Below are 12618 nucleotides of genomic sequence, written 5' to 3'. Positions count from 1 at the left end.
CGGCCGATGCTCGCGCCCGCTCAGCGGGGTGTGCCGGGCGGCTCGACGCGCAGCTGGTAGGCGGCCCAGCGGCGCGCGGCGTCGCGCAGTCCGTGGGTCCAGATATTGGGGTTGCGGGTCGCGGTCGCGGTCCATTCGGCGGCCAGCGCGGTCGCGAACCACGGCCGGTCCCCGGGCCCGGCGCTGTGCCACGCGGGCACCCGGGCCGCCCACCGCTCGGCCGCGGCCGGTTCGTGACCGGCGAAGACGAGCCAGACGATCCAGCAGCACGGGTCGATCCAGGACGCGCCGCGGGTGGCCCACGGCCAGTCGACCAGCCGCGCTCCCGCCTCGCCGACGAGCACGTTGCTGTAGTTCCAGTCGGTGTGCAGCAGGGTGGTGCCGGCGAACCGGGCGCCTTCGGCGGGATCGTCGAGGTAGGCGCCCCAGCGCACCTCGGCGTCCTTCAATTCCAGGCCCGGCGGACAGGGCAGGCGACCCAGGACGGCCATCGCGGCCGCAGTGGCGGCCAGGTCGGCAGTGACCCGGTAATCGGCGAAATGTCCTGCGACGTACTCGAATCCGAGCAGATCCCAGCCGCCCGCGGCGATCTGCCAGCGCAGCCGCGGCCCGATCGGCGTGACGTGCGGGCCGAGGACCGCCTCGCGGTGCTGGGTCCAGACCTCCGGATCGTCGATGCGCATGCCCTTGACGAACGTCCGGCCCTCGGCGGTGTCGATCACGGCCGCGAGATGGCTGCTGAATCCGGCGATGATCGATTCGGCGCGCAGCACCGGCCCGGTGAGCGCTTCGACAGCGGCTCGGGTGACTGCGGGCAGCTGCGCCCAGTTGCGTCGCTGCGCCGAGATCTGCGCCCGATCGACTGTCACCCCGAACATCTACCCCGAATCGGGCACGCTAGCAAGCGAACCCGGCATTCGTCGCGGAGGTGTTCATGCAGGTGAGTATGCATATCGCCATCGCATCGGCGCGATGACGGAGCGGGCCGCGGCGGTGATCTCGCCGCGGCCGCGCCGAGATCCGGTCAGAACAGCGACACCACCAACAGCACGGCGAAGACGGCGAACAGCGCGACCAGCGCGATCACGACGACGATCGTGGCGGCGCCGGTGGGCGGGAACCGGTGCCGGGTGCGCGGCTCGGGCGCGGACAGGCCGGAGGTCTGCGCCGTGTCCGGCGGGGTGGCGCCCGGCCGGACACCGCCGCCGGACTCCAGATCCGGAGTGCGGGCGGGGTCAGGGTCCATGGACATGGTCTACTCCCGTCGTTGCGGAAACACGATCTCCCTGCCGTGCGGCTACCCCGACCCGCGCGGTTTACCACGCGGCGTGCGGGTGAACCCCGCGAACGGAGGGCCTACTTCCGCTTCGCGGGGATGTGCGAAACGAAAAGGGCGGAGCGGCAGAGGTTTTCGGGGAATCGCGGACCTGGCGGCGCACGGCCGGTGATCTCCGCCGCTGTGCCGATGACAGTGCGGCCCCGGGCGTGGCACACTGTAACGAGGTTGAGACTACAGCCGACCCCGGTTCAGACGCGGAATCCGTTCGCACGAGCCGGCAGACGGTCCGTAGCAACGACGATCGTCGCCCGGCAGCGCGGTCCCGATCTCCGTGCGGAACTGGCAAGCCCATTGCACGGGAGGCTCTAGTTATGTCTGCGATTGCCGTTCTCCACCGCCACATCGACGCGGCGGACCCCGATGGCCTCGGCCCGCCCCCGACACCCGTCCGCGATCGGCGCCGGCAGCACACCGTCGTCCGGGTCGAGGGTGAATTGGACGCCGCCGTCGCCGCGATGTTCGGCGAATCCGTCGCCCGCGCCGTCGACACCACGTCCCGCGCGGTGGTCCTCGACCTGCGCCGCACCCGCTTCCTGAGCATCGGTTCCGCACGGGCGCTCGCCGCCGCCAAGGCCGCGGCCGCCACGGCCGGGGTGGATCTGCGACTGGTCTGCGGTCGCCGCGAAATCGAGCGCGTGCTGGAGATCACCGGCATGCGCCCGCTGTTCCGCTACTACGCCACCATGCAGGCGGCACTGGAGAGGTAGGCCGCCGGAGAAGTGCCGCGGGACCCGCCCGGTCCCGCGGTTCCGCCGTCGGCACCGGCCCGTCGGCGGATACTCGGGGGGTGACACACAGCGGGGAGCTCACTACCGAGGAATCGCGCAGTTTCGAGCAGGTCGTGGGCGCCGGAACACCGGTGCACGTCGGCACCTTCCGGTTCTGGTTCGCCGACCAGCGGTGGGAGTGGTCCGACGAGGTCGCCGCCATGCACGGCTACCGGCCCGGCACCGCCCGCCCCGACACCGAATTGCTGCTCTCCCACAAACATCCCGACGATCGCGAGGCGGTCGCGAGCACCCTCGCCCGCGCGATCGAGGAGGGCCAGCCGTTCTGCAGCCGCCACCGGATCATCGATACGGCCGGCGAGGTCCACCACGTGCTCGTCGTCGGCGACCACATGTTCGACGAGGAGGACGGCACCGTCGTCGGCACCAGCGGCTACTACGTCGACGTCACCGAGACCCTCGACGAGCACCGGCAGGAGACCCTCACCGACACGCTCCCCGAGCTGTACGAGTCCCGCGCGGTGATCGAACAGGCCAAGGGCGCGCTCATGCTCATCTACGGCATCGGCTCGGAACAGGCCTTCCGGGTGCTGACCTGGCGGTCGCAGGAGACCAACGTGAAGCTGCGGACGCTGGCGCAGGCGCTGGTGACCGGGATGCGGGGGATGGGCGGCTGGAACCCGGAGGTGCGCGCCCGTTTCGACCACCTGCTGCTCACCGTGCACGAGAACCACGCGGGCTGACCGGCCCGGGGGCGTTTCGTGCGGTCGGCTCCGGGTATGTGCGCAATGAACGGCCGCCCGAGCAGAAAGGTCCGCCCCGTGGATTGCCCGTTCCCGCCTTCGATCGCGTCGCGCCCGGTCCGGTACCCTGCCGTCGCGCCCCTGCGGGCCGGTCCGTGTCCGACCGCCGTTGCGGAGGGATTCGTCGGATCATGGACCTGAGGTCGTACGGTTGGCGCAACGGTCGGGGTCCGCGAGTCCCCGCCGGGTTCACCGGTTGGGAGGAGAGGCAAGTGTCGATGAGCGAGTGGGTTTCCAAATCCCCGGTACAGACTTCGAGTGTCGGTATCCGGGTGCCTGCCGAGTTGAACCAGCTCACCATGCTGCGCGCGCTGGCCGAGACGGTCGCGCTGATCGCGGATTTCGCGCTGGACGAGGTGACCGACATCAGGGTCGCGCTGGACGAGATCGCCACGGCGCTGATCGCCGAGGCGGTGCCGGGGTCGGAGATCGACTGCGAGTTCGCCGCCGCCGACGACGCGATGACGGTGCGCGTCACCGGTGTCGCCGAAATCGAGGACGCGCTGGACGAGAACGGTTTCGGCTGGCACGTGCTGCAGACCATCACCCACACCCTCAGCGCTCGCACCGACGACTTCGACACCGCCCGCAGCGGATACCCGGTGGTGGTCGAGTTCAGCCGGGCACGAGGTGAGGCCGATGGCGGATGAGCGCGGACGGCGCCGTCGCGGCGGCGACAGCTACGACGATATCGAACCGGAATTCGAAGCACTGGCGGCGCTCGACCCCGCCGACCCGCAACGAGAGGCGTTGCGGGAGAAGATAATCCAGCTCTGCCTGCCGCTGGCCGACCACATCGCCCGCAAATTCTCCGGGCGCGGCGAGAACTTCGACGATCTGCTGCAGGTGGCCCGGATCGGCCTGGTGCAGGCGGTGGACCGGTTCGACGTCACGCGCGGGTCGTCGTTCCTGTCGTTCGCCGTGCCGACCATCATGGGGGAGGTGCGTCGACACTTCCGCGACAATACGTGGGCGGTGCGGGTGCCGCGGCGCACCAAGGAGATTCAGCTGTCGATCGGCGCCGCGGTGGACGAGCTGGCGCAGCGGCTCGGGCGGCTGCCCAAGGCCCGCGAGATCGCCGCCGAACTCGACGTCGATCTGGTCGAGGTCACCCAGGCGCTGATCGCGGGCAACGCCTATCAGCTCTCCTCGCTGGAATCGGTGTCCGGCGACGACGGCGAGAACACCCCGCTGTCGCTGCGCGAGGTGCTCGGCGAGCCGGAGCCGCAATACGATCGGGTCGAGGAGTTCATGGCCGTCAAGCCGCTCATCGCCGATCTGCCCGACCGCGAGCAGCAGGTGCTGATCATGCGGTTCTTCGAGGCCAAGACCCAGACGCAGATCGCGGAGGCGCTGGGCATTTCGCAGATGCACGTCTCGCGCATCCTCGCCAAGACCCTGACCTGGCTGCGCGAGGAAGCCCTGCGCGACTGACGCCGCCCGCTCGGGGCGGGCGGCGGGCGGTCAGCGGGCCGTGGGCCCCGGCGGAATCGGATCGTAGGGCTCCGGCGGGCGTTCCGGCGCCGGATTCGGGCCCGGCGGCGTCGGGTGCGGCACCGGGCCCGGCAGCGGTGGCTGCGGTTCCGGCCCGGGCGGCACGGGATTCGGCCGCGGCGGCTCCGGATACGGATCCGGGTGCGGCGGTTGGGGATTCGGGTTCGGGCGCGGTGGCTCCGGGTGCGGATCGGGCCGCGGCGGCTCGGGGTTCGGATTCGGGCGCGGCGGTTCCACCGGCGGGCCGCCCGGCGCGGGGTCGGGGGCGGGAATCGGCGGGACCGAGTCGGAGACCGGGCCCTGCGGCGGCGGATACATGGCCTCACCCGGCGGACTCGGATAGGGCGTCGGCGGTTCGGCACTCGGCTGGGGGCCTTGCGGACCGGGTGCGGGGACGGCCGGGCCGGGGCCGGGCAGCGGGTCGGGGACGCCCGCGTCGGGAATCGGGCCCTGCGGGCCGAGGTCGGCGACGGGACTCGACGGTGTCCGGGCGGGGATCGGCTCGGCGGGCTCGTGCTGGGGAATCGCTTCGCCCGTGCCGCTTTCGCTGTGCATGAGAACCTCCTCGACCGTGTCACAGGCAGGACGTTCGGCGATTACCCGGCGACCGCGAAGGCAATCATCCTGTGCGCGCTACCAAGGTTTTCCGCGGTGACCTATGACAACGACCAGAGCCGCGCGCTCCGATCGCGGGCGTACCGGTCGCGCCGTACTGTGAGTGCATGCGGCGCGATCCCGCGCCGCCGGTGAACATCGTCGTTCCGAATCGTGCGCCCGCCGTTCAGCCAACCCGCCGAACATCCTGGCCGGCGAGCGCCGACCGCCGCACTCGGGTGGACGCGTCGAGCAGGGACCCCATGACTCCCACCTGCTCGGACCCCAACGCAACCGCCGCGCGGCGGTGCGCCCACCGGACGGATACCGCTCATCGTCCGTCCGGTGGGCACCTTACGTCTTGTGCTGTGTCACAAGCGTTTTCGGGTCGGGTGGGGCGGGGCAGGTGGGGAGTCCCGCCCCGCGGCGAAACGCGGCGCACCGGGACGGTGCCAGGGGGATCAGTGCCAGAGACTGCGGCAGGGCAGCGGGCGCATACCGGGCCGGACCTTGGTATCGATCGTGACCGCGAGCCCCGAATGGACTGCGGCGGCAGCGAACTCCCAGGCTTCGGCGCGGGTGGCGGCGTATTCGAGCACCAGCTCGTCGCCGGGATCGGGGCCGTCGAAATAGACGGTGACCCGGCGGTTGGGCGCCTCGGTGACGGTGTCGGGAGTGTACATAGCCGTGCTCCTTCTCCTTCTGCGCCGACTGCCGATGCCGATGCCGATGGACCGGGCAGCCGCGCCGATTCCGAAGGTACGTTCGTGTAACCGCTATCAACAGATTTCGGCGCGATTTCGTCGCGCAACACAGCCTCATATCGGCGGCCCTTGTGATTTCTCAGGATCTGGGATCCCGATAGGCACTTGTCGGTGGCACCGGATAATGTTCACGCCCATGGGGAAGTTCGCGATTCGGCGCGCGTTGGGTGCCTGCGCCGGAAGCTTGGTTCTGTTGGCGGCCGCGGCGGGGGCCGCGGCGGGGCAGCCGTTCTATCCGGCCGCCGATCCCGATCCGTTCTATGCCGCGCCCGGCGATGTCGCCGAGCACGAGCCGGGGGACATTCTCGGCATGCGGGCGTTGCCGCCGCTGCCGATCTTTCCCGACACCGACATCTGGCTGATCAAGTTCCGCTCGACCAATTCCGAGGACAAGCCGATCGCGGCCACCACCACGGTGCTGTCGCCGCGCAACCGGGCCACCGACGGCCCGCTGCTGTCCTACCAGACCATCATCAACGGCCTGGGCACCGAATGCTCGATCTCGCACACCCTCTACACCACCGACCCGAACCTGATGGTGCGTGAGGCGCCGGCCTACAACGTGGTGCTGCAGCGCGGCTGGACCATCGCGCTGCCCGATCACCTCGGCCCCCAGTTCGCTTACGGCGCAGCCAAATTGGGCGGGCAGATCACCCTCGACGGCATCCGCGCCGTGCAGCGGGTCAAGCAGTTGCGGCTCGAGCACAGCCCGGTCACGATGGCCGGCTACTCCGGCGGCGGCATGGCGACGGCGTGGGCGGCCGCGCTGGCGCCGAAGTACGCGCCGGACCTACACATCGCGGGCGCCGCGGCCGGCGGCGTCCCGATGAACCTGGTGAAGATGCTCGAGGGCCTGGGCTACGGCGCGCACCCGGTGTTCGGTCTCGCGTTCGCCGCGGGGCTCGGGCTCGAGCGCGAGTACCCCGACCGCTTCCCGATCTCCGACCAGCTCAACGATCAGGGCCTGGTGGTCGGGCGGCAGATCGCCAACGGCTGCACCAACGACCTGCTCGCCGCCGGCGCCGGGCGCGGCGCGCTCGACTTCGCGAAGACGACGAAGATGACCGAGGATCCCGAGGCGCGCAAGGTGATCGAGGAGAACAGCCTCGAGCTCTACGAGGACAGCGTGCCGAATATGCCGGTGCTGGAATGGCATTCGCCGATCGACGGCCTGGTCCCGGTCGACGCGATCGTCAACACCGACCGGCGCTGGTGTGCCGCGGGAGTGCGGTTGCAGGCCGAGACGATCCCGGTGCCCGATCACCTGACGGCCGCGGTACTGGGCCTGCCCGAGGTGCTGACCTGGCTGGATGCCCGCAGCCGCAACGAGCCCGCCCCGAGCAACTGCTGAGCGGTACGCCGCTCGCCCGGCCCGCCGCCCGGCGGGCCGGAGACTCGGCCGGGTTCAGATCGCGGCGACCGCGTCCGGGATCGTGGCGGGGCCCGCGACGAGTTCCAGCGTCTTCCCCGCGGTGTTCGGCGCGGCCAGCAGTTCGGCGATGACGGCGGCCACGTCGGCGCGCGGGATCGAGCCGTAGTCGCCCGGCGGTTCCACCAGGGTGACCCGGCCCGCGCCCGGCTCGTCGGTGAGGCGGCCGGGCCGCAGGATGGTCCAGTCCAGGTCGCGGGCCCGCAGGTCGTCCTCGGCCTGGGTCTTGGCGTCGATGTAGGCGGCCCATACCTCGTCCCGGTCGGCCGCCGGGGGCTTGCCGGCGCCCATGGTCGAGATCTGCACGAAGCGGGTGGCTCGCGCCTGCTGCGCGGCCGCCGCGAGCAGCACCGACCCGTCCCGGTCGACGGTGTACTTGCGTTCCGCGCTGCTGCCCGGTCCCGCTCCGGCGGCGAAGACGGCCGCGTCGGCGCCCGCCAGGACGGCCGCGATCTCCTCGACCGTGGCGCCCTCCAGATCCAGCACCGCCGGGCGCGCGCCGGTCGCCGCCACCTCGTCGGCGTGCGCGGGGTTGCGGATCAGGCTCACCACCTCGTCGCCGCGCCGGCCGAGCAGATCCGCCAGCAGCAGTGCGATCTTGCCGTGTCCGCCCGCGATAACGATGCGCATGGCTCTCCGTTCCGTTGGTGTCGAATGGTCCGCGGCGTGGTGGGCCGCGGCGATCGCAACGCACCGCCATCCTACGGAGCGGCCCCGCCCCGCCCGGGCTCGCGACCCTGCCGTACCGGGTCCGGCGCCGGAGCGCTCGGCAACCCTGCCGCGTGGACTAACCGCTGGTCGCCCGGGGTGGGCGGGGACGCGCCGCCGACTGGTGTCGTGCCGTCCGGTATCGAACCGGACTCACGATGCGCACGAACGAATAAATCACGGCCTCAACCGATTCCGCGCCGGTAGCCTTCGAGGAACCCGATCAGGCGGGTCCGGGAGTCATGGGGCCGGACCCGCGTGGCGGAGATCGGGTGCGAACTCACTTGGGGGTGAGTCATGCGTGGCTGGCGTGTCCTCGTCATCGCGGTGTTGATCTTGTGCGGGCCCACGGCGGCCGTCGCACAGGGGCAGCCGCCGCTGCCGGCGATCCCGTTGCCGGGGCTGCCCGCCCCGCCGGCGGCGAATCCCGTGGCGCCGCCGGCGATCTCGCTGCCCGCCGGGCTGGACGTGCCCGATCTGCAACAGTGGCTCAACGTCGTGGTGCCACCGCCGCCGATCATCACGCCCGCGGCCCCGGCGTCGTCCAGCGCCGACCTGCCGCCGGCCCTGGTCGGCCTGCAGGACGCGGTGATGCCCAAGCCCGCCGGCGACCCGATGTTCGATCTGTGGCCGCCGGATCTGACGGACCACGCACCCGGTGACATCCTCGAGACGCGCGACGTGACCGCGGTCGCCGGGCCGATGCTGCTCGTCCCGGTGCGACAGGTGCTCCAGGTCAAGTTCCGCACCACCGACGCGCACGGCGCGCCCTCCTACGCGACCGCGACCCTGGTGATCCCGACGGGCCGGTGGGCCGGCCCCGGCAGCCGCCCGGTGCTGGTGAACAACCTGCCGATCGACGCTCTCGGCCGCAAGTGCACGCCGAGTTACGCGCTGGCACACGGCTTCTCCCTGGACAACGGCAGCACCGACTACATCCCGCCGACCACCCAGCTGGCGGTCCTGCGGGGTTACGCCGTCCTGATTCCCGACCACGAGGGCCCGCGCATGGCCTACGCCGAGCCGTATGTGGCCGGGCACGCGGTGCTGGACTCGATCCGCGCCGCCCGCGCCCTGCCCGGCGGCGAGTTCGCCGGCAGCGGCTACGCCATGCACGGCTACTCCGGCGGCGCCATCGCCACCCGCGGCGCGGTCGCGCTGATCGACTCCTACGCACCGGAACTGGCCCCGGCGATCCTCGGCGCCGCGCTCGGCGGCGTGCCGGTGGACTACGAACTGCTGGGCCGCAGCATGAACGCCAACCTGGCCTCGGGCATCTTCCTGGCCGCCACCTTCGGCGTCGCCCGCGAGCGCCCGGAGATGCTGGCGCGGATGAACAATCTCGCGCGCTGGGCGGCGATCTCGCCGCTGAAGGACACCTGCGCGGGCGTGTTCGCGCTGCCGGGCGTGCTGATGCTGCCGATCGATCTGGCCTCCGACATCCCCGACCCGCTGCACAGCGAGGTCGCCACCGAGATCTATCAGGTCACCCGGATGCAGGGCATGAAATCGGCTGTGCCGCTGTATGTCTACAACGGCGAGCAGGAGTGGTGGATCCCCGCCGAGGGAGCCCGCACCTTCTATCGGGAGCAGTGTGCCCTGGGCGTGCCCGCGGTGTACCGCAGCGTGCCGGGCGAGCACATCATCGCCGCCGGGACCGGTTACCCGGATGCGATGATCTGGCTGGACCAGCGTTTGCAAGGCGCGCCCGCGCCGAACGAGTGCTGATATTTCCCCACGGATTTCCTCGGTTCCTATTTGTGTGCAGCCCCTAGTTCCGCGACCCGGCCTTCATGAATTGTCATCGGATTCAGGTCGATTCACCGGAGTGCGGTTTCGTGGCCGTACCGTGATATGAGCGCGGCGCCGGTGTTTGCGCGGTCGGCGCCGCGCCTGGCGTCGGCGCGCCGCACCCGGACAGGAAAGGAGGCGCCGGTTCGGTAGCCGGGCCAGCCATCGTCGGGCGGTTGCCCCGAGACAGAATCCGACCGCCCGCCGGCGCACCGCCGCACCGTCGCATGTGGACTACCAACCCCCTCCGTTGCACGGTGCGAGTGCGCAGCAGTGGATCGATCCGCCGGGCGCGACCTCACCCCTGGCGCCCGGCGGTACCCGCCGCGGTCACGACATTCTGGAGCGACCCGATGACTTCTTCCGCACCGGTCCTGAGCCCGCCGCCCGGCCGCACCGCCGAGCCGGCGCCCGACATACCGAGTCCGCTGGCGACGAAGCTGGCCGAACACTTCCGCGGCGACCGGCCGGGACCACGCACCAGCGCCGCGGGCCTCACCTCAGGTGTGCGCGAATGCCTGGCGCTGGCGCTGCGCGCGCTGTCGGCATCGGGTCCGCAGGAGGCGGCCGGGCTGACGGAACTGGTCGGCCACGCCGCCGACTGGGCCCGCGAGGGCATCGACCTGGACACCGTGCTGCGGGCCTACCACGAGGCGATCCGGCGCGGCTTCGAGCAGGTCGCCGCCGAACAGCGCTGCACCCCGGCGGAATTGCTGGCCGGCACCGAGGACGTGCTGCGCGTGCTCGAGACCGTCACCGTGGCGACCTCCTCGGCGTATCTCGACGAACACCGGCTCGCGGCCCGCCACCACCAAACGGCCGCACAGACTTTGGTGACGGCCCTGCTGAGCGGGCACGGGCGCGAGGCCCTGGCCCGGCGTACCGGCATCACCGTCGCTGCCGCGTATCAGGTGGTGGCGCTGTCGATCCCGCCGCATCCCGGCGAGCAGGACCCGCAGCTGAACACCGAGGGCGTGGCCCGGCGCAAGCTACGGCGGCTGCAGAGCGCGCTGGCGCCGGTGCTGGGTTCGCGGGCACTGTCGCTGCTGTCGGTCGACGGCGGCACGATCCTGGTGCCCGTGGAGGACCCGGCGGGGCTCAACGGCGCGCTCGCCATGACCGGCGACACCCTCGACGTCCTGTCGGCGGCGGCCTCGGTGCCGCTGACCGCGACCGTGGTCACCGGCGCCACCGAGCGCATCCCCGAACTCGCCGAGCAGGCCCGCGAACTGCTCGAACTCGTGCGCGCCCTGGAACGCCCGCCGGGGCTGTACCGGATGGCCGACGTGGCCGTTGAGTACCAGCTGACCCGGCCGGGCCCGGCGCGCGAACACCTCGCCGCGGCCCTCGATCCGCTGGCGCCGCACCCCGAACTGCTGGACACGCTGCGCGGCTTCCTCGCCGCCGGTCTCGACCGCCGCGCCACCGCGGGCCGGCTGCGGATCCATCCCAACAGCGTGTCGCATCGCCTGCGCCGCATCGAGCGGCTGGCGGGCATCGACCTGTCGCATCCCGAGGGCATCTCCCGGGCCAGTCTCGCGCTGCTGGCCCACGACCTCGACGCGGCCTGAGCGGTCGCGGCAATCCCTCGGCCCGGGACGTCCGGCCGAGGGATTCGCGCTGTCTACTCGTGCGGCCCGAACGGAACCAGGAGCAGCGGGGGCAGCCCGTCGGGGGTGACCGTCCCGACCACCGGCACACCGGCGTCGGCGAAGATCGCGGCGGCGCGGGGCATGTGGTCGGCCGAGGTGACCAGCACCGCGTCGCCGAGCCCGAGCCCGCGCATGAGCGCGGCCGAGTTCGCGGCGTTCTCGCGGGTGTCGGTGGCGGCCGCCTCGACGTGCACGCGGTCGGGCGCGATCCCGCGCTCGACCAGCCAGCGGGCCATCGCGTCGGCCTCGGTGACGCCGCCGCGCGGATTGCCGCCGGTCACGATGATCGGCGACTGCGGCGACACGGCGGCCTGCACGAAACCGGCCTCCAGCCGGTCGATCAGCTCGCCGCGCATCCGCCCGTCCGGTTCCAGCCCGTACCCGAGCACCACGATCGCCGTACCCGGTCCGCGCGGCGCGGGCAGCGGCGGCCCGGGCGGGCTGGTGTCGAAGGTCGCGACCGTTTCCAGCACGGCGGTCACCGTGTCGAGGAACGGGTCGGCCTGTGCCGCAGGCACATTGAGCAACAGGCCGGCGGCGATGGCGGCGCCGGCCAGGAAACGGGTACCGGATCGCAGCAGCGGGATCGTGGTGTGGGACATCGGAACTCCCGGAGAGAACCGCCGGAGCCGGCGGAGCGGAATTACTACGGAGATGATGCATGCGATTTCCGTGATCGGACCGTGATAGGTTGCCGCGCTGGATAACTCACGGCGCAGGTCGCGGGGCAATTGTGAATGCGACAGCCCGCGGGATGTGACGACGTGCCGCCCGGAATTTCCCGGACAGTGAACTCTCACTGCGCCCCCGCGCGCCGCTCGTGAGATTTCGAAGACCGTGCTGTAGTTCGTTCCGGCGCCTGTTCGGCGGACCTAGCGTGTGAGCGCAGTTACGGCCCGGCCGACCTCGTGCCGGGTCCGAAGCTGGAGAACGCTGTGGTTCTGCAGGAAGGCATGGAATGAAACGAAGTACCCGCCGCAGGCCCTTGAGCGCCGCGGTGCTCGTGGGAGTCTCGCTGCTCGCCGTGGGCTTCGGGAGTGTCGGCGCCAGCGCCGATCCCGCGCCGGCGCCGACCGTGGAGCAGTTGGCCGATGTGATCGGTCGGGGTTTGAAGGATCCGGCGGCGCATCCGATCGCCGATTCCGGGAGCGCGGGCAGTTCCGGGTCCGCGTGTACGTCCGGGAGTGGCGCGGGGTCGGGTAACGGTTCGGGTGATTGTTATGGGGGGTCGGGGTCGAGTTCGGGGTCCTCGGGTGGGCATTCGTCGGACACGGTGGGTTTCGGTCCGCCGTCGACGGCGTTCCTGGCGGCGTTCG

The 12618-nt window shown here is 71.5% G+C and carries 13 protein-coding genes; 7 read left to right on the top strand and 6 right to left on the bottom strand.

What is annotated here, in order from left to right:
- Positions 1 to 20: 20 nt before the first annotated feature.
- Together IU476_RS30010 and IU476_RS30005 are read right to left on the bottom strand one after the other, a co-directional pair.
- Entirely contained in the window at positions 21 to 869 is an 849-nt protein-coding gene (locus IU476_RS30010; protein WP_228824558.1) for a hypothetical protein, read from the bottom strand.
- A 155-nt stretch (positions 870 to 1024) separates the two neighbouring features.
- Positions 1025 to 1252: a DUF6480 family protein gene (locus IU476_RS30005; RefSeq protein ID WP_195105669.1), complete on the bottom strand. Its 228-nt coding sequence runs from the start codon at positions 1250 to 1252 to the stop codon at positions 1025 to 1027.
- Positions 1253 to 1650: 398 nt separating this feature from the next.
- Here IU476_RS30005 and IU476_RS30000 point away from each other — a divergent pair, with 398 nt between their 5' ends.
- The 4 genes from IU476_RS30000 (at position 1651) to IU476_RS29985 (ending at position 4304) form a co-directional block, all read left to right on the top strand.
- Complete coding sequence (locus IU476_RS30000; RefSeq protein ID WP_195105668.1) at positions 1651 to 2046, top strand: STAS domain-containing protein; 396 nt, start codon at positions 1651 to 1653, stop codon at positions 2044 to 2046.
- An 80-nt stretch (positions 2047 to 2126) separates the two neighbouring features.
- A complete protein-coding gene (locus IU476_RS29995; RefSeq protein WP_195105667.1) occupies positions 2127 to 2810 on the top strand; it encodes a PAS and ANTAR domain-containing protein in 684 nt (227 codons plus the stop codon).
- A gap of 278 nt (positions 2811 to 3088) precedes the next feature.
- Positions 3089 to 3520: an ATP-binding protein gene (locus tag IU476_RS29990; RefSeq protein ID WP_195105666.1), complete on the top strand. Its 432-nt coding sequence runs from the start codon at positions 3089 to 3091 to the stop codon at positions 3518 to 3520.
- A complete protein-coding gene (locus IU476_RS29985) occupies positions 3510 to 4304 on the top strand; it encodes an RNA polymerase sigma factor SigF (RefSeq protein ID WP_195105665.1) in 795 nt (264 codons plus the stop codon). The genes IU476_RS29990 and IU476_RS29985 overlap by 11 nt, the downstream gene beginning before the upstream one ends.
- Before the next feature lie 30 nt (positions 4305 to 4334).
- On the opposite strand, the gene IU476_RS29980 is transcribed toward IU476_RS29985, so the two are convergent.
- Positions 4335 to 4919, bottom strand: coding sequence for a hypothetical protein (locus IU476_RS29980; protein ID WP_195105664.1), 585 nt, complete (start codon positions 4917 to 4919; stop codon positions 4335 to 4337).
- 500 nt (positions 4920 to 5419) lie between these two features.
- Positions 5420 to 5641, bottom strand: a complete 222-nt coding sequence (locus IU476_RS29975) for a hypothetical protein (protein ID WP_195105663.1) — start codon at positions 5639 to 5641, stop codon at positions 5420 to 5422.
- A 217-nt stretch (positions 5642 to 5858) separates the two neighbouring features.
- On the opposite strand from IU476_RS29975, the gene IU476_RS29970 reads away from it, so the two are divergent.
- Positions 5859 to 7073, top strand: coding sequence for a lipase family protein (locus tag IU476_RS29970; protein WP_195105662.1), 1215 nt, complete (start codon positions 5859 to 5861; stop codon positions 7071 to 7073).
- Between the two features lie 54 nt (positions 7074 to 7127).
- Here IU476_RS29970 and IU476_RS29965 read toward each other — a convergent pair whose 3' ends face one another.
- A complete protein-coding gene (locus IU476_RS29965; RefSeq protein WP_195105661.1) occupies positions 7128 to 7781 on the bottom strand; it encodes an NAD(P)H-binding protein in 654 nt (217 codons plus the stop codon).
- Positions 7782 to 8156: 375 nt separating this feature from the next.
- Here IU476_RS29965 and IU476_RS29960 point away from each other — a divergent pair, with 375 nt between their 5' ends.
- Both IU476_RS29960 and IU476_RS29955 read left to right on the top strand, forming a co-directional pair.
- Positions 8157 to 9587, top strand: coding sequence for a lipase family protein (locus IU476_RS29960; RefSeq protein WP_195105660.1), 1431 nt, complete (start codon positions 8157 to 8159; stop codon positions 9585 to 9587).
- A gap of 416 nt (positions 9588 to 10003) precedes the next feature.
- Positions 10004 to 11221, top strand: a complete 1218-nt coding sequence (locus IU476_RS29955; RefSeq protein ID WP_195105659.1) for a PucR family transcriptional regulator — start codon at positions 10004 to 10006, stop codon at positions 11219 to 11221.
- Between the two features lie 53 nt (positions 11222 to 11274).
- Here IU476_RS29955 and IU476_RS29950 read toward each other — a convergent pair whose 3' ends face one another.
- Entirely contained in the window at positions 11275 to 11904 is a 630-nt protein-coding gene (locus tag IU476_RS29950; protein WP_195105658.1) for a YdcF family protein, read from the bottom strand.
- Between the last annotated feature and the right edge of the window lie 714 nt (positions 11905 to 12618).

It is taken from the genome of Nocardia blacklockiae (genome assembly GCF_015477355.1).
Classification (GTDB): Bacteria; Actinomycetota; Actinomycetes; order Mycobacteriales; family Mycobacteriaceae; genus Nocardia; species Nocardia blacklockiae.
This window is presented reverse-complemented; position numbering and strand designations above follow the sequence as displayed.